Source organism: Streptomyces sp. NPDC003697, assembly GCF_053587115.1.
Genome location: NZ_JBSFNN010000075.1, coordinates 17,074 through 34,140 on the forward strand (window position 1 = coordinate 17,074; position 17,067 = coordinate 34,140).

Here is a 17,067-nt window from a genome sequence, read left to right on the forward strand (position 1 = left end):
CCACAGTGGGGCCGCACGGCCTTGGCGTGACGTTCGCCCATGCGCACGGTCCCTCCCCGTGGCGCGGCTCGCAGACCCGGGCGGACACCCGGACACCCGGACGCCCGGGGCCTCCGGACGCCCGCCCGGCCCCGTGCGAGGTGCGCCCCCGAGGGCCGGCCGCCGGCCGCTCACTGCGTGGTGACCACCGCGGCCTGAGGCCGGATCGGGAGCCGGTTGACCGGGCGGCCGGTGGCGGCCCGGACCGCGGAGGCGATGGCCGCCGGGCAGGTCACCACCGGCACCGCGCTGGCCGCCTTGGCGCCGAAGGGCGCGACGACGTCCCGCTCCTCGACGAGCTTGACGATCCGGATGTCCGGCGCGTCCAGCGCGGTGGGCAGCGCGTAGCCCGTGAGGTCGGGATGGCGGATCAGGCCGCGCGGCGTCCGCAGGTTCTCGGTGAGCGCGATGCCCACACCCTGGGTGACGCCCGCCTCGATGCGCGCGGCGAGCTGCGCCGGGTTGAGCACCCGGCCGACGTCCTGTGCGACGGCCAGCTCCACCACCCGCACCGCGCCCAGCTCGATGTCGACGTCGACCACCGCGCGGATCGCGCAGAACGCCAGGCCCACGAAGGCGTCACCCTGGCCGAACTCGTCCAGCGGCTCGGTCGGGTGGGGGCGGCACTGGGCCGTCGCCCACAGTTCCTTGCCCTCGAGCATCTCGGTGACGGTGGTCGACAGCACGCCGTCGTACGACGTGATCTTGCCGTCCGTGATCTGCAGCAGCTCCGCGGACATGCCGAACTTGTGCGCGAGCGGCTGGAGCAGCTGGGTGCGGACCATCTTCGCGGCCCGCTCCACCGCGCCGCCCGAGACCCAGGTGTGCCGGCCCCGGCAGCCCGCGCCGGCGGGCGGCTGGTCGGTGTCGACCGGTGCCACGTGCACCTCGTCGATGCCGAGCGTCTCCTGGACGATCTGCCGGGCCAGCGTGGTGAAGCCCTGGCCGGTCTCCACGGCCGCGCACAGCACCGTGGCGACGCCGTCCTGGACCTTCACGGTCGCCGTCGAGACCTCGTCCGCGCCCTCCGCGCCGAGCATGTGCACCATGCCCAGGCCGTAGCCGACGCCCCGTCGCACGGCGCCCGGTTCGCCCGCGCCCTCCGGGCCGCCGGGCAGCAGCCACTCCTCCTCGGGGCTGTCCTTGGGCAGCGGCGGCAGCGGGTGGTCGCGTACGGCCTGGAGCAGTTCGGCGACCGGGGCCGGGCACGTCACCGTCTGGCCGGTCGGCAGGACGTCGCCGGTGGCCAGGGCGTTGCGCAGCCGCACCTCCGCCGGGTCGAGCCCGAGCTTCTTGGCGAGCTTGTCCATCTGGGCCTCGTAGGCGGCGGCGACCTGCATCGCGCCCTCGCCGCGCACATGACCGGAGGGCGGGTTGTTGGTGCGCACGGCCCAGCCCTCGATGAAGGCGTGCGGCACGACGTAGGGGCCGCAGGCGAAGGCGACGGCGGCGGCCAGGGCGTCGGAGGAGGTGTCGGCGTAGGCGCCCGCGTCGAGCAGGATCTGCGCCTCGACCTTGACGAGTCTGCCCTCGGCGTCGGCGTGGTGGCGGTACCGCAGCAGGGTCGGGTGGCGGTGGGCGTGGCCGAGGAAGGACTCCTCACGGGTCGCCGCCAGCTTCACCGGGCAGCCGGTCCGCAGCGCCAGCAGTCCGAGCGGCAGCTGGAAGCCCTGGTCCTCGCGGTCGGCGGTGGCACCGGGTACACCGGTGACGACGATCTTCACGCGGTCCGGTTCCAGGCCGTAGCAGGCGGCGAGCGTGTCGCGGTCGGCGTGCGGGTCGGTGGAGGCCAGGTACAGCTCGACGCCCCCGTCGGGGCGGGGCACCGCGAGCCCGGCCTCGGCGCCGATCGGGGCCGGATCCTGGCGGCCGATGCGGTACAGGCCCTCGACGACGACCTCGCCGGCCGCCTCCGGGTCGCCGTGCCGCAGCGGGATGTGCCGGATCAGGTTGCCGTCGGGGTGGAGGGGCTCGGCCTCGAAGGCCTGCTCCGGGTCGGTGACCGGGTCGAGGACCTCGTACTCGACGATGACGGCGGCCGCGGCCATCCGCGCCGTGTCGGGGTGATCGGCGGCGACGGCGGCGATCGGCTCGCCGTGGTGGCGTACGACCTCGGAGGCGAACACCGGGCGGTCGGGCCTGCCCCGGCCGTGCACCGGGCTGCCGGGCACGTCCTCGTGGGTGATGACGACCCGCACGCCGGGCATCTCCCGCGCGTGCGTGGTGTCGACGGACCGGATGCGCGCGTGCGGGTGCGGCGAGCGCAGCACCGCCGCCCACAGCAGGCCCTCGGCCCACAGGTCGGCCGCGTAGGGGAAGGTCCCCTCCGTCTTGGCGCGGGCGTCGGCGGCCGGCAGCGAGGAGCCGATGCCGTGCGGCGGCGACTCCGGCGCGGGCTCGGACTCCGTGGCGGCGGCGGTGGCGGCTTCGTTGCTCACTGCTGGCCTCCGTCCTGGCCGTAGTGGTCATGCCGGTGCGGTGGGTCGAAGGCCGAGGGGTGGATCCCGCCGGCTCCCGGGCCCGCCTGGTGCGGGATGCGCAACTCGTCGGCGCCCGGCTCGGACTCGTCCGCCGCGGTGTGCGTCTCGCGCTCGGCGACGACCTCCTTGACCGCCTCCAGGACGCCCCGGTAGCCCGAGCAGCGGCACAGGTTGCCGCACAGCGCCTGGCGGGTCTCCAGCTCGGTCGGCGCCGGGTTGCCCTCCAGCAGGTCGTGCACGGTCATCGCCATGCCGGGCACGCAGAAGCCGCACTGCACCGCGCCGCACCGGGCGAGCGCCCGCTGCACGTCCGAGGGCTGCCCGTCGGCGGCCAGCCCCTCCACGGTGCGGACCTCGCTGCCGGCCGCGGTGGCGGCGGGCACCAGGCAGGAGGCGACGAGCCGTCCGTCGACCTGGACGTTGCAGGCGCCGCACTCGCCCTGCGAGCAGCCGTCCTTGGCGCCGGCGAGGCCGAGGCGCTCCCGCAGGACGTAGAGCAGCGACTCGCCGATCCACGCGTCGGTGACGGGCCGGTCGACGCCGTTGACGCGCAGGACGTAGGAGGCGAGGGGGTGTTCGTCGTGCGGGGACGCGGAGTGCGCGTCGGCCGCGGGGTCCGGGTCCTCCTGCGCGGACGCGGAGTCGGCGTCCGAGGGGGCGGGGTCCTCGTCCGGTGCCGCAGGGTCCGCGTCCCGGCCGGCGGTCGCCGGCTGCTCGGCGGTCCGGGGCGCGGGGGGCGCGTCGTCCGGGCCGGGGCCGGCGGACGGCTCGGCGGGCACCTCGGTGGCCTCCACGGCCCCTTCCGCCTCGTCGGCGGCCTCAGCGGCCTCGTGGGCGGGCCGCGCGGTGTCGTCGCCGGGCCGGTCGGCGGGTCCGGCGTCCGGCCCGGCGGGGAGGTCCGCGGAAGTGCCGGGGCCGTGCCCGGCCGTGGCGCCGTCGCCGTCTCCGGCCGGTGTGTCATGGGCCGGAGCGGCAGGCGCGTGCGCGTCGGCGGACGCTGCGGTCCCGGTCTCCGGGACCGCCGTTTCCGGGGCCTCGGTCCGCGGGGGCTGCTCCCGGCTCGTGTGGGGGGCGTACGCGGTGTCCGGGTGGGCCCCCTGCCCCGCGCCGGGCTGTCCGTACGGGCGGGCGCGGGACGGGTCGAACGGCTCCGGTTCCCCGGGCTCCTCCCCCGCGTGCGGCGGCTGCGCCGCCCGCTCGCCCGGGTACGCGGCGGGCGCGGAGGAGCCGGGGTGCGCGCCGCGCCTCACCCGCTCGCCGAAGTAGGCGTGCTGCTCGCCGTCGTACGTGTCCGACGCCGACTGCCCGCCGCCGTACGTGTCCGTCGCCGACTGCCCGCCGCCGTACGTGTCCGTCGCCGACTGCCCGCCGCTGTCCGTGCTCGTCGTGTGCTGCTCGCCGCCGTACGCGTCCGTCGGCGACTGCTCGCCGCCGTACGCGTCCGTCGTGTGCCGCTCGCCGCCGTACGTGTCCGCCGCCGGCTGCTCGGCCGGGTGCGGGGCGGCCGTGTCCGGGGCCGCCTGCGGGCCGGCGGCGGGTGGCTGCTGCGCCCACGGCTGTCCCGCTCCCTCCGTGGCCCAGGGGGCGGCCGCGCCGCCGGGGAGGGTGGCCGGAGGAGTGCCGCCCCACTGCTGGACCAGGGACGACGTGGTGAACTCGCCCGACTCGTCCGGCAGATCGCCCCCGGCGACGGGAATGGACCACTGCCCGGTCACGTCCTGTCCGGGGGCGGGCGCCGCCTGCCCGGCCTGCTCCTCGCCGGTGTGCCACTGCTGGGTGGACCCGGCGTCGTAGGTGAACCGGTCGTTCGCGTTCGGGTCGTGCGGCACGGCGTGGGGATCGGGCCACTGGGCGCCCTGGGCGGACGCGGCCCACGAGTCGCCGGCCGCCTCGGGCGCGGTGGGCGCCGTCGTTATCCGCGGCGGCACGTACCCGTGCCCCGGCGCGGCGAGCGGGCTGTCGGCGGCCAGGAGTGCCTCGATGCCGCCCTCGGGCAGCTTCACGAAGGCGGTGGCGCCGTCGTCGTAGTCGCCCTGCGGCAGCGGGTCCCAGCGGCCGCCGCTCGCGGGCGTCCCCTCCGCGTGCTGGTCGTCGGTCACGACAGCGCCCTCCCCAGTGCTCGTCGGGCCAGCGCGGCGACGGTGCGCCGCAGGTGCAGTACGGCGGGCGGCAGCGGCTGCACGGAGCCGTCCTCGGCCGGGACCGGGTCGGGGATGCAGGCCGCGGCGACGTACTCCCCGAAGGCGTTCAGCGCCTCGGGGACGATCGCCCGGCTGTTGTCCCAGTCGATGAGCTGCGCGACCCAGTGCTCGGCGTCCAGGGGGCGCAGCGGCATAGGCGCTATGGCCCCGACCGCGCACCGCACGCCGCGCCGGGCGGGGTCGAGGACCAGCGCCACGGAGGCTGCCGCGCGGCCCGGGCCGGTCCGGCCGGTGGCCTTGAGGAAGACCTGGGGCGCGTGCAGCAGGGGCACGCGCACGTAGCCGATGAGCTCACCGGAGCGCAGCAGGTCCATGCCCGCCAGCAGGTGCGACACCGGGATCTCCCGGCGGGCCCCGCCCGGGGAGGCGATGATCAGCGTCGCCTCCAGGGCGGCCAGCACGGGCAGCGCGTCCCCGGTGGGCGCGGCGGAGGCGATGTTGCCGCCCAGGGTGCCCGCGTTGCGGATGTGCGGCGGGCCCGCGGCACGGGCGGCGGCGGCGAGCGCCGGGATGAGGGCGGCGAAGTCGGGTCGGCCCATGCGTGCGTGGGTGAGGCCGGCGCCGAGCAGTGCGTGTCCGTCCTGGTACTGCCAGCCCCGGATCTCGCTGATCCGGCCGAGGCCGACCAGTGCGGTGGGCCTGAGCTGCCCGGAGTTGACGGCGGCCATGAGGTCGGTGCCGCCCGCGACGGGCACCGCGGCGGGCGCGGCGGCGAGCGCCGCCACCGCCTCGTCCAGCGTCGTGGGCAGCGTGACGGCCTGCGCCGCCTGCGGTGCGTGCGTGGTCAAAACCGGCTGCCCCTTCCCGCTGCCCCCACTGGTCCCACCTGTGCTGCCGTACGGTACGTGCTGACAGGCCGGACGTGGCAACTCTGGCACATCTTCGCAAGTCCCGGACGCGGGGGTCCGCCAGGAGACGTTCCCCCACCTCACCGGGGAGAGGGTCCGGTTTCGCCCGACGTCACCGGTGCGGGCGAATTTCGCACTCTTCACTGACCCTTGCGGGTTTTCTCCTCGTCTGTTCGAGTCGGCCGCCGGCGGCTGCCGGCCGGGCCGTGTGCCGTGTGCGCACCCGCGGCCGCCGGGCCGCCGGGGCGGGTGCCCCGCCTGCCCGCCCGACCGCACACACCCGTTCGGGCCGGTCACCCGGCGGACGGGCACCGGGTGCGCGGTGGCCGGCGTGCGTTCACATCGTGGGCGGCGGGCCGTCGAGCGGGCGACCGCGGACGCCGGGCCGGCGCTGCCACGGGAGGGGACCGGTGGGCGGGCGGTAGGCGACGCCGAGGGCGTCAAGTCGCCGGTAGTGGACGGACATCCGCCGTTCGAAATCGGCGAAATCCCGTTCCGCCGGGGCGGGCAGAGCGCTCCAGGCCACCTCCGCGAAGGCGGCCAGCCGGGGGAACACCTGGTAGTCGACGCGGGCCTGATCCTCCGTCACCTCGGACCACAGGTTGGCCTGCGCGCCGAGCACATGGCGGGCGTGCTCCGGTTCGAGTTCGGGCGGCACCGGCTCGAACCGGTAGACGTCCTCCAGTGTGCGCACGTAGCCGATCGGAACGGGCTCGTCCTCGCCGGGCGCCTGCCGGTGGTCCAGGTACACCTGCTGCTCGGGGCACATGACGACGTCGTGGCCGGCCCGCGCGGCGGCGACGCCGCCCGAACGGCCGCGCCAGGAGGACACCGTCGCGCCCTCCGGCAGGCCGCCCTGCAGGATCTCGTCCCAGCCGACGAGGCGGCGCCCCCGCTCGGACAGCCACCGCCCGAAGTGACCGACGAACAGGGCCTGGAGCCCGTCCTCGTCCGCCAGTCCGAGTTCCGCGATGCGCGCCTGCGCGGTGGGCGACCGCCGCCACTGGTCCCTGGGGCATTCGTCGCCGCCGATGTGGACGTACGGCGAGGGGAACAGTGCGAGCACTTCCTCGAGGACGTTCTCGTAGAAACGCAGTGTGGCGTCGGTCGGGGCGAGCACGTTCGGGGAGATCCCCCAGTCGTCCCAGACGGTCAGGGAACCGGTGTCGACGACATCGGTGTTGCCGAGTTCCGGATATGCGGCGATGGCTGCCTGCGAGTGGCCGGGGACGTCGATTTCGGGGACGACGGTGATATGCCGCTCGGCGGCGTAGGCGACGATCTCGCGGATGTCGTCCCGGGTGTAGTGGCCTCCGTGCGGTTTCTCCTCCCACAGCGGTGAGGCCCGGTGGCCCCTTTTCGTGCGGGCCCGCCAGGATCCGACCTCGGTCAGCCGCGGATACCGCTCGATCTCCAGGCGCCAGCCCTGGTCGTCGGTCAAGTGCAGGTGCAGGACGTTGAGTTTGTGCGCGGCCATCAGGTCGAGGTAGCGCAGGACGCCTTCCTTCGGCATGAAGTGCCGTGCCACGTCGAGCAGGAGACCGCGCCAGCGGAAACGCGGGCGGTCGTGGATCGTGACGGCGGGGAAGTGCCACTCGTCCCGGACGGTGACGGGAGCCCGGCGGAAGGCCTCCGGGCCGAGCAGTTGGCGGAGGGTCTGCGCGCCCCAGAACACACCGGCCGCTCCGGCCCCGTCGATGACGACGCGACGGCCGTCGGCGCTCAGCCGGTACGCCTCCGGGCTGCCGGGTTCGCCCTCCGGTTCCGGGCTGATCCGCAGCAGGACCGAGTGCCCGTCACCGCCGTGCGAGGGCGGCAGCGGCAATCCGGTCGCCGCGCCGACGGTGGCCCGCAGCCACCGCGCGACCGCCTCGGTGCCGGGGGCCGCCTCGATCGTGGTGGCGCCGTCGATCGTGCAGCGCCCGCCGCCGGGCGGGGCGGCGGACAGACGGCCGGGGGCCGGGATCAGACGCGCGCCGGGGTCCGGGAACGGCTGGTGTGGAACAGCACTCGTCACGTCTCTCCTCCACCGTCGATGCGCCCGCTCGGTGAACGGACGGGCACGCTCGGTGCGGCGATCAGGAACATGCCAGCAGAGAGCCGGAACCGCAATCGGAAACGCCCGTGGATTCATGCCGTGGCGAACGCGGGGGCGGTTTCCGCCGGGCGCCGGGGCGGTTTCCGCCGGGCGCCGCGGACGTTACCGCGGGAAACAGCGGATTGCCGGGAAAAGCGCCGGTCCGAACCAGGCGATCGCGCCATGACCGGCCAGTTCCGCCGCGCACCGGCAAGCGGCACGGCAAAGGTCCCCGGACACGCCCGAAGGCACACCGGGGACCTCGCGGATCCACGACGGATCTCGGCAGCTCTCGGACACGAAACGCACCGGAAACGGACCGGAACCGGACCGGCCGGCGGCGCTGCGGACCGGACTACTTCTTCTTGTCGTCGCCCTCGCCGCCGCTGCCCATGGATTCGTAGATCTCCTTGCACAGCGGACAGACGGGGTACTTCTTCGGGTCGCGGCCGGGCACCCAGACCTTGCCGCACAGCGCCACGACGGGCGTACCGTCGAGGGCGCTCGCCATGATCTTGTCCTTCTGAACGTAGTGGGCGAAGCGCTCGTGGTCGCCGTCGCCGTGGGAGACCTGCGGCGTCGGCTCGACGAGGGTTCCCGTACCAGTCCCGCGCTCGGGCTCGAGAGTGCTCATACCGCAAGGGTACTGAAAGCCCGCAGGCATCAGTTGAGCGACGGGTCGTCCGGATATGTGGCGACCATCGCCAGCTCGTTGCGCTGGCGGCGCAGCACTTCGCGCCACAGCCGTTCGGGGGCCGGGGAGGACACGTCGCCCGGTTCGGACTCGACCACGTACCAGGCGCCCTCCACCAGCTCGTCCTCCAGCTGGCCCGGCCCCCAGCCCGCGTAGCCGGCGAAGATCCGCAGGGAGCCCAGGGCGGAGGCCAGCAGCTCCGGCGGGGCCTCCAGGTCGACGAGGCCGATCGCGCCGTGCACCCGGCGCCAGCCCAGCGGGGCGCCGTCGCCGGAGGCGCCGCCCGGGATGACGGCGACCCCGAGCGCGGAGTCCAGCGACACCGGGCCGCCCTGGAAGACGACGCCGGGCTCGCCGGCGAGGTCCGCCCAGCCCTCCAGGATGTCGCCCACGTCCACGGGGGTCGGGCGGTTGAGGACGACACCGAGGGAGCCCTCCTCGTCGTGGTCGAGAAGGAGCACCACCGCACGGTCGAAGTTCGGGTCCGCCAGGGCGGGGGTAGCCACGAGCAGCCGCCCTGTGAGCGAGGACACCTCGGTCATGCCAGACATGTTCCCGCATCTTGCCCCGGTGTGGGGAACCAATCGGGTCACGGGAGTGACGGCGGCCGCGCGGGCCGGGTGCGTCGTCCCCTGCCCGGCCGGGAGCCGGGCCCACGGCCCCTCGCGGCCCGGGCACGCCGGCCGACCCCGACGCACGAGGTGACCCCGTGTGCCCGCGCCGGGACGGTTCGTGATGTGACAGAGCCATGACGGGCCCGGGCAGTCCGCGGGCTTACGGAAGGGGGGCGCACGGCGATTACTCTGTCTTTCCGGCCCCTGCCCGAAAGATCGGCCGGCCCCAGCCCAACTCATCGGAACGCGAGATACATGACCGTCAACGGCACTGACGACGTACTGCTTGTCCATGGCGGAACCCCGCTGGAGGGCGAGATCCGTGTCCGCGGTGCGAAGAACCTCGTACCGAAGGCCATGGTCGCCGCCCTGCTGGGCAGCGAGCCGAGTCGACTGCGCAACGTTCCGGACATCCGTGACGTGCGCGTCGTACGCGGTCTGCTGCAACTGCACGGCGTGACGGTCCGTCCCGGTGAGGAGCCGGGCGAGCTGGTGCTCGACCCGACGCGCGTGGAGAGCGCGAACGTCGCCGACATCGATGCCCACGCGGGCTCGTCGCGCATCCCGATCCTGTTCTGCGGCCCGCTGCTGCACCGCCTGGGACACGCCTTCATCCCCGGCCTCGGCGGCTGCGACATCGGCGGCCGGCCCATCGACTTCCACTTCGACGTGCTGCGGCAGTTCGGCGCGACGATCGAGAAGCGTGCCGACGGCCAGTACCTGGAGGCCCCGCAGCGGCTGCGCGGTACGAAGATCCGGCTGCCGTACCCGTCCGTCGGCGCGACCGAGCAGGTGCTGCTGACGGCCGTACTGGCCGAGGGCGTCACCGAGTTGTCCAACGCGGCCGTCGAGCCGGAGATCGAGGACCTGATCTGCGTTCTGCAGAAGATGGGCGCGATCATCGCGATGGACACCGACCGGACGATCCGCGTCACCGGTGTGGACAAGCTCGGCGGCTACACCCACCACGCCCTCGCGGACCGCCTGGAGGCGGCGTCCTGGGCGTCGGCGGCGCTGGCGACCGAGGGCGACATCTACGTCCGCGGCGCGCAGCAGCGGTCGATGATGACGTTCCTCAACACCTACCGGAAGGTGGGCGGTGCCTTCCAGATCGACGACGAGGGCATCCGCTTCTGGCACCCCGGCGGCCAGCTGAAGTCCATCGCGCTGGAGACGGACGTGCACCCCGGCTTCCAGACGGACTGGCAGCAGCCGCTGGTGGTGGCCCTGACACAGGCCACGGGACTGTCCATCATCCACGAGACGGTCTACGAGTCCCGCCTGGGCTTCACCTCCGCGCTGAACCAGATGGGCGCCCACATCCAGCTCTACCGCGAGTGCCTCGGCGGCTCCGACTGCCGTTTCGGGCAGCGCAACTTCCTGCACTCAGCGGTCGTGTCGGGCCCCACGAAGCTCCAAGGCGCCGACCTGGTCATCCCGGACCTCCGCGGCGGCTTCTCGTACCTGATCGCCGCGCTGGCGGCCCAGGGCACGTCCAGGGTGCACGGCATCGAGCTGATCAACCGCGGCTACGAGAACTTCATGGAGAAGCTCGTGGAGCTGGGCGCGAAGGCCGACCTGCCGGGCAAGGCCCTCGGCTGACACCGCCCCCCGGCCGGCAACGACCGCCGGCACCGCCCCGGCGCCCGGCGCCGACGGCCGCTGACCGGGCCGCCGGCCCACGGCGCGGAGCCACCGGCCCCTGACGGGCCCGTCACCACGGGCCCCTGACCCCTGCCGCCGGCCCACGGCGCGAGGCCACCGGCCGGCGCCGGACCCGGCCGGTGGCCCGGGGCCGCCCCGGGCGGACGCGACCCCGCGGACGGAGGGGCGACGGCGACGCCGCCCCCGCTCACCGCGCTTGCGGCGGCCTGCCGGGAGCACGGTGGGCGGCGCCCGCCGCCGCGGGGGCCGGCAGAGAGACGTGCGGCGCGGCACGACGGCCCACCGCCGAGTGGGCGACTTCGGCCGGCACGCGCCGGGTCCGGCCGACGCCCGCCGTGCGGCCACGCTTCCCGGGCGCAGCCCGGCCGGCGCCGGGCCCGGCCGGGGATGCGGGAGGCCCGCCCGGACAGCCACAGCACCGTGACCCGGGGGCAGGAGAGCCGGCCACCGGGCCCTCGGCAGGCCGCCCGGCCACCTGGCCGGGCCCGCGGCCCCTCGGCCGGGAGCCACCGGTCCTGGCCGCGAAGGCCCGGGGTGCGCCCGGCACCGCGAGGACGAGCGCGGGCGCGCCCCTCGGAAGCCGCCGACGGTTCCGGCCAACCGGTGCCGTCCGGACCGGCGGGGCTCGCCCGAGGCCCGGGACCGCCCCGGCCGGACGCCCCCAACCGACCCACCGGCCCACACCCCCAGCCGCTGCCCGGCCACCGGCCGTCCCTCGGCCCCTCGGCCGCCGGACTGGCCGGAGGCGCAGGAACCCGCCGGGTCAAGGCCCTCAGGCCGACGGCCGGCCACGCGGCCGCAGCGGCCGCCGGGCGGACCGGCAGCCAGTGCCGGCCCGCAGCGGGCGGCCGCCGGGCCCGTCGCGCCGCGGACGGCGGAGGTGGCCGCAGCAGCCGTGCGGGGCCGGGAGGCGGGCGGTGGGGCGTTTCCTACGGCGAAGGGGCGGCCACCCCGTGGGTGGCCGCCCCTTCGGCGTCATCGTGCCCTAGCGGGCCTCGCACGCCGTCCCGTGGCGGGCGAACGGCAGGGTCACTTGCCCTTGGCGGCTTCCTTGAGCTTGCTGCCCGCGGAGACCTTCACGCTGTAGCCGGCCGGGATCTGGATCGGCTCACCGGTCTGCGGGTTGCGCGCGGTGCGAGCGGCACGGTGGGTGCGCTCGAAGGTGAGGAAGCCAGGGATGGTGACCTTCTCGTCCCCCTTGGAGACGATGTCGCCGACGACGTCGGCGAACGCGGCCAGCACGGCGTCGGCGTCCTTGCGGGTCACCTCGGCGCGGTCGGCCAGCGCGGCCACCAGCTCACTGCGGTTCATGTTGTTACTCCCGTGTCTTTCTTGCCGTTGAGGCATGAGATCGAAGCCGATGCTGCCAGGGTCCTCGGTGAGTCCCCGGACCAGGGTCCGTCCCTCTGCCCTCGCGCCCCTTGGGGGTGCCCCCAGGACGTGGTCCTCGGGTCCTTGGGGAAGCATCCTGCCCCCACCTGCGGCGGGAAAGCCAATCCGGCACCCGTTGGAGTCGTGAGAACACCCTTGGGAGTCACACGAGGTGCAGGCCGCGCGTGGGCGTCACCATAAAGGGCGACCGGACCCGGCGGGGGCCGACGCGCCGGGCCGGCGGAGCGCCGTGGCGATCCTCACAGCCGGCCCGCGCCCCGGCTCAGGAGACCGTCGCGCCCGCCGCCTTGGCGGCCTCCCGCACCGCGCCCGCGACCGCGCCCGCGACCTTGTCGTTGAAGACGCTCGGGACGATGTAGTTGGGGTTCAGCTCGTCCTCGGTGACGACGTCCGCGAGGGCCTGCGCGGCGGCGAGCATCATCTCCGTGTTGACGGTGCGCGACTGCGCGTCCAGCAGGCCGCGGAAGACGCCCGGGAAGACCAGCACGTTGTTGATCTGGTTGGGGAAGTCGGAACGGCCGGTGGCCACAACCGCCGCCGTCTGGCGGGCGATTGCCGGGTCCACCTCGGGGTCGGGGTTCGCGAGGGCGAAGACGATCGCGCCGTCGGCCATGGCCGCCACGTCGTCGCCGTCGAGGACGTTGGGCGCCGAGACGCCGATGAAGACGTCCGCGTCGCGCACGGCCTCCTTCAGCGTGCCCGTCAGGTTCTCGGGGTTGGTGTTGTCCGCGATCCAGCGCAGCGCCGACTCGGGGGCGGCGTCGACGAGGTCGGCGCGGCCGGCGTGCACGACACCGTGGATGTCGGCCACGACGGCGTTCTTCACGCCCGCGGCGATCAGCAGCTTCAGGATGGCGGTACCGGCCGCGCCGGCACCGGACATCACCACCCGGACGTTCTCCATCGCCTTGCCGACCACCCGCAGCGCGTTGGTGAGGGCCGCGAGCACGACGATGGCGGTGCCGTGCTGGTCGTCGTGGAAGACGGGGATGTCCAGGGCCTCACGCAGCCGCGCCTCGATCTCGAAGCAACGCGGCGCGGAGATGTCCTCGAGGTTGATGCCGGCGAACCCGGGGGCGATCGCCTTGACGATCTCGACGATCGCGTCGGTGTCCTGGGTGTCCAGGCACAGCGGCCAGGCGTCGATGCCGGCGAACCGCTTGAAGAGGGCGGCCTTGCCCTCCATCACGGGCAGGGCGGCCTTCGGGCCGATGTTGCCGAGGCCGAGCACCGCCGAGCCGTCCGTCACGACCGCGACGGAGTTGCGCTTGATGGTCAGGCGGCGGGCGTCCTCGGGGTTGGCGGCGATCGCCATGCAGACGCGGGCCACACCCGGCGTGTAGACCATGGACAGGTCGTCACGGTTGCGGATGGGGTGCTTGGACTGCATCTCGATCTTGCCGCCGAGGTGCATGAGGAACGTACGGTCGGAGACTTTGCCGAGTGTGACGCCCTCGATGCCGCGCAGCTTCTCGACGATCTCCTCGGCGTGCGCGGTGGAGGCGGCCGCGATGGTGACGTCGATGCGGAGCCGCTCATGGCCGGACGCGGTGACGTCGAGGCCGGTCACCGAGCCTCCGGAGGACTCCACGGCGGTGGTGAGCTGCGAGACGGCGGTTCCGCCCGCGGGCACCTCCAGCCGGATGGTCATCGAGTAGGAGACGCTGGGCGCCGTTGCCATGGCCGACTTCCTCTGCTTTCACCGTGTCGCGAAGTTCTGCCGTCCGATCGTCGCACCTACCAGTGAGTACGCGGTAGCCGCCCCGGATTGCGGACGTTTTGTTCACCGGCGGAGACACGGTTTTCGGAAGGACGGTTCCGCCAGGCGAGAAGCCTACGAGAGGTGGGAGGGGCCGGGCAGCGAAAGAGGCCCACGTCACACGACGTGGGCCTCTCGCAGGTCAATGACACCGACCCGCCATGCTCGCCTCGCGGCAAGTGGTCGCTCGTAGCGACGAAGGTTGGGCCCGGGGGCTTGGATCGGGCCGGTGTCACATCCAGGCTAACAAACGGATCGCGCCGCACCATTCCCGCGGCGGAAGTTCGTTTTTCCGTCACCCGGCAGGCCCCGCTTCCGGGCTGCCTCACCGGCCGAGCGAGGGACGGTCCGACGGCCCCGGCGTGCGCGGAACGGTCGCGTTCCCGGGGAAGGCCGGACGGCCCGCGGAGGGGCCGGACGGCCCGGGAACGGCCGGGTCCGGCCGTGGGAGAGGGCCGGGGCCCCGGGGACGGCCGGGTCCGGCCGCGGGAACGGCCCGGTTCGGCCGCGGGAGCCGGTCAGTCCCTCAGCAGGTCCGGCACCCCGTCCGCGTCGGGCTGGTCCCGCTCGCCGGAGACGACCGTCAGCTGCTGGGTGGCCCGGGTCAGGGCCACGTACAGCACCCGCAGGCCGGCCGGCGACTCGTCGGCGATCTCGGCGGGCGAGACGACGACCGTCGCGTCGTACTCCAGCCCCTTCGCCTCCAGGCTGCCCAGCGCCACCACGCGGTCGCCGAGCCCGGCCAGCCAGCGCCGTGCCTCCTCGCGGCGGTGCATGGCGACGACCACACCGACGGTGCCGTCGACCTGGTGCAGCAGCCGTTCGGCCTCCGCCCGCACGGTCGTCTCCAGCGAGTCGCCCACGACGGCGAAGCGGGGTTCGAGGCCGGTGGAGCGCACCGCCGAGGGCGACTCGGCACCCGGCATGGCCAGGGCGAGCACCTTGGCGGCCAGCTCGGCGATCTCGGCCGGGTTGCGGTAGTTCACCGTCAGCCGGAAGCGGCGGCCGCGGGAGGCGCGGGCCGGGAGGCCCGCACCGGCGGACTGGTGGGAGGCGGGCGGACGGGTGCCCAGCGCCTCGTCGCGGGCCTGGGCCGCCTCGTCGGGGTCGGACCAGGACGACTGGGCCGGGTCGCCGACGATCGTCCAGGTGGCGTGCCGGCCGCGGCGGCCGACCATGCGCCACTGCATGGGCGTGAGGTCCTGCGCCTCGTCGACGATGACGTGCGCGTACTCGGTGCGCTCCTGCGCCAGGCGCTCGGCCCGCTCGCGCTGCGTCTCCTCGCGGACCGGCATGAGCTCCTCGAGGCCGGTGAGCTGGTCCAGCGGGTCCAGCTCGCGCCGCTTCCTGGGGCGGGCGGGGACGCCGAGGATCGCCTGCAGCTCGTCCAGCATCGCCACGTCGTGCACGGAGTAGCCCTCGCGTCTGAGCGAGCGGGCGACCTTGCGCACCTCGCCGGTGTTGAGGTCGCGGCGGGACCAGCGGCCGAGCCGGCGCTCGTCGGCCATCGCCGCGAGCACCGTCTGCGGGGTCAGCTCCGGCCACCAGGCGTCGAGGAAGGCGAGGAAGTCGTCCTCGCCGGCGACGTCCTCGTCGAAGGAGGAGCGCAGCTCGGCCGCCAGTTCCGGGTCGGTGTGCCGTCCGGCCGCGCCCGACCTCTCCCACAGCGCGTCGAGCACCAGCCTGCGGGCCCGGGGGCGCAGCAGGTTGACCGGCGCCGTGCCGCCGAGGGCGGTGCGGCGGATGCGGTCCAGTTCCTGGGCCTCCAGCTCCAGGCGGCGGCCGAAGGCGACGACCCGCAGCCGCTCCGGGGAGCCGTTCAGCTCCAGGGCACCGCGCGCGGCCTTGCGCAGCACCTTGAGCATGCGGGAGGAGCCCTTGGCGCGGGCCACCGACGGGGAGTCGTACAGGGTCGCCTCCGCGCCGACGGTGTCCGCGGCGAGGGAGCCGATCGCCCGGATGGCGACCTGGCCCTCCTCACCGAGGGAGGGCAGCACACCCTCGGTGTAGGCCACCAGCAGCGGGGTCGGCGAGACGATGAGGATGCCGCCCGCGTAGCGGCGCCGGTCCTGGTAGAGCAGGTAGGCCGCGCGGTGCAGGGCGACGGCGGTCTTGCCGGTGCCGGGGCCGCCCTCGACGTACGTCACCGAGGAGGCGGGGGCGCGGATCACCACGTCCTGCTCGGCCTGGATGGAGGACACGATGTCCCGCATGGTGTGGCTGCGGGCCCGGCCGAGCGCGGCCATCAGCGCGCCGTCGCCGGTGACGGCCAGTTCACGGCCGTCGAGGAACGCCCGCAGTTCGGGGCGCATCAGGTCGTCCTCGACGCCCAGCACCCGGCGGCCCTTGGAGCGGATGACGCGGCGGCGGACGACCCGGCCGGGGTCGACGGGGGTGGAGCGGTAGAAGGGGGCGGCGGCCGGGGCCCGCCAGTCGATGACGAGCGGCGAGTAGTCCTGGTCGAGGACGCCGATGCGGCCGATGTGCAGGGTCTCGGCGATGTCGGCGGTGTTGTCGTCCCGCACCGCGCCGTCGGCCGGCTCGACGGCGGTGTAGGCGCCGTCGAGGCCCTTCTTGCCGTCCTTGCCGGGCAGCAGGTCGATGCGGCCGAAGAGGAAGTCCTCGAACTCGTTGTTGAGGCGGTTGAGGTGGATCCCCGCCCGGAAGACCTGCGCGTCGCGCTCGGCCAGCGCGCCGGGTGTGCCGACCTGGCCGCGCTGGGCCGCGTCGTGCATGAGGAACTCGGCCTCGTGGATCTTCTCCTCGAGGCGCTGGTACACCCGGTCCAGGTGTGCCTGTTCCACGCTGATCTCTCGGTCGCGTACGGAGTCCTGCGCCTCGTCGTGAACCGATTCGACCGCGGAATCCTGTTGAGCCTGAGCGGCCACCGGGCCCCCTTCTGACGTGCTGGGCAGCCGTCAACCGTACGCGAAGTGAGGCCTGTGGGGCTACGGACCGGTCCATGGGACCACTCCGCGGTGTGCGTGCACCGTGCACGTGGTGGGGGCTCGGGCTGGGGCGCGCCGGGCCCCTGCCCCGCCGTGGGCGCGGGGTGGGGGCGGGGCACGCCCCCACCCCTGCCCCGCCGTGTGCATGGGTCCGGGGTGGGGCGGGGCGCGCCCGACCTCTGCCCCGCCGTGCGCGTGCCGTGCGGGGTGGGGGCGGGGGCGCGCCGAGGGGTGCCCGTCCTCGGACCGGCGCGAACGAGGTGGCTCGGCAACGCACCCCGCGTGGACGCGCCGGCCGCTGCGGGCGGGCACCCCCCGGCACGCCCCCTCCCGTCCGTGCGCGGCTGCGG

At 74.7% G+C, this 17,067-nt stretch carries 10 protein-coding genes; 1 reads left to right on the plus strand and 9 read right to left on the minus strand.

All coding sequences use genetic code 11. The features are described 5' to 3' along the window. Positions 1 to 170: 170 nt before the first annotated feature. The 6 genes from ACWDNY_RS24675 to ACWDNY_RS24700 form a co-directional block, all read right to left on the minus strand. A complete protein-coding gene (locus ACWDNY_RS24675) occupies positions 171 to 2,477 on the minus strand; it encodes a xanthine dehydrogenase family protein molybdopterin-binding subunit (RefSeq protein ID WP_451647969.1) in 2,307 nt (768 codons plus the stop codon). Beyond that, the gene (locus ACWDNY_RS24680; protein WP_451647970.1) at positions 2,474 to 4,618 is read right to left on the minus strand and encodes a 2Fe-2S iron-sulfur cluster-binding protein; all 2,145 of its coding nucleotides are present in this window, start codon (positions 4,616 to 4,618) and stop codon (positions 2,474 to 2,476) included. The genes ACWDNY_RS24675 and ACWDNY_RS24680 overlap by 4 nt, the downstream gene beginning before the upstream one ends. Then, positions 4,615 to 5,508: an FAD binding domain-containing protein gene (locus tag ACWDNY_RS24685; protein WP_451647971.1), complete on the minus strand. Its 894-nt coding sequence runs from the start codon at positions 5,506 to 5,508 to the stop codon at positions 4,615 to 4,617. The genes ACWDNY_RS24680 and ACWDNY_RS24685 overlap by 4 nt, the downstream gene beginning before the upstream one ends. Before the next feature lie 397 nt (positions 5,509 to 5,905). Continuing rightward, positions 5,906 to 7,585 (minus strand): beta-N-acetylhexosaminidase, encoded by a 1,680-nt coding sequence (locus ACWDNY_RS24690; protein WP_451647972.1) that lies wholly within the window; start codon positions 7,583 to 7,585, stop codon positions 5,906 to 5,908. A 415-nt stretch (positions 7,586 to 8,000) separates the two neighbouring features. Continuing rightward, complete coding sequence (locus ACWDNY_RS24695) at positions 8,001 to 8,279, minus strand: DUF3039 domain-containing protein (RefSeq protein ID WP_361498868.1); 279 nt, start codon at positions 8,277 to 8,279, stop codon at positions 8,001 to 8,003. A 29-nt stretch (positions 8,280 to 8,308) separates the two neighbouring features. Further along, a complete protein-coding gene (locus ACWDNY_RS24700) occupies positions 8,309 to 8,881 on the minus strand; it encodes a YqgE/AlgH family protein (RefSeq protein ID WP_451647973.1) in 573 nt (190 codons plus the stop codon). A gap of 327 nt (positions 8,882 to 9,208) precedes the next feature. Between ACWDNY_RS24700 and murA the strand changes: the two genes are divergently transcribed. Beyond that, positions 9,209 to 10,555: a UDP-N-acetylglucosamine 1-carboxyvinyltransferase gene (gene murA / locus ACWDNY_RS24705; RefSeq protein ID WP_451647974.1), complete on the plus strand. Its 1,347-nt coding sequence runs from the start codon at positions 9,209 to 9,211 to the stop codon at positions 10,553 to 10,555. A gap of 1,092 nt (positions 10,556 to 11,647) precedes the next feature. Here the strand turns inward: murA and ACWDNY_RS24710 are convergent. From ACWDNY_RS24710 to ACWDNY_RS24720, 3 genes are all read right to left on the minus strand, one after another. Then, the gene (locus tag ACWDNY_RS24710; RefSeq protein ID WP_003990598.1) at positions 11,648 to 11,929 is read right to left on the minus strand and encodes an HU family DNA-binding protein; all 282 of its coding nucleotides are present in this window, start codon (positions 11,927 to 11,929) and stop codon (positions 11,648 to 11,650) included. A 343-nt stretch (positions 11,930 to 12,272) separates the two neighbouring features. Continuing rightward, positions 12,273 to 13,691, minus strand: a complete 1,419-nt coding sequence (locus ACWDNY_RS24715; protein ID WP_451647975.1) for a malic enzyme-like NAD(P)-binding protein — start codon at positions 13,689 to 13,691, stop codon at positions 12,273 to 12,275. Between the two features lie 596 nt (positions 13,692 to 14,287). Then, positions 14,288 to 16,657 carry a HelD family protein gene (locus ACWDNY_RS24720; RefSeq protein WP_451647976.1) on the minus strand — a complete coding sequence of 790 codons (2,370 nt, stop codon included), beginning with the start codon at positions 16,655 to 16,657 and terminating at the stop codon, positions 14,288 to 14,290. Positions 16,658 to 17,067 lie beyond the last annotated feature (410 nt).

Excerpts from the sequence above, each read along its gene's own strand:
- ACWDNY_RS24710 (WP_003990598.1), bottom strand. The coding sequence starts at position 11,929 with ATGAACCGCAGTGAGCTGGTGGCCGCGCTGGCCGACCGCGCCGAGGTG.
- ACWDNY_RS24700 (WP_451647973.1), bottom strand. The coding sequence starts at position 8,881 with ATGACCGAGGTGTCCTCGCTCACAGGGCGGCTGCTCGTGGCTACCCCC.
- ACWDNY_RS24715 (WP_451647975.1), bottom strand. The coding sequence starts at position 13,691 with ATGGCAACGGCGCCCAGCGTCTCCTACTCGATGACCATCCGGCTGGAG.
- ACWDNY_RS24695 (WP_361498868.1), bottom strand. The coding sequence starts at position 8,279 with ATGAGCACTCTCGAGCCCGAGCGCGGGACTGGTACGGGAACCCTCGTC.
- murA (WP_451647974.1), top strand. The coding sequence starts at position 9,209 with ATGACCGTCAACGGCACTGACGACGTACTGCTTGTCCATGGCGGAACC.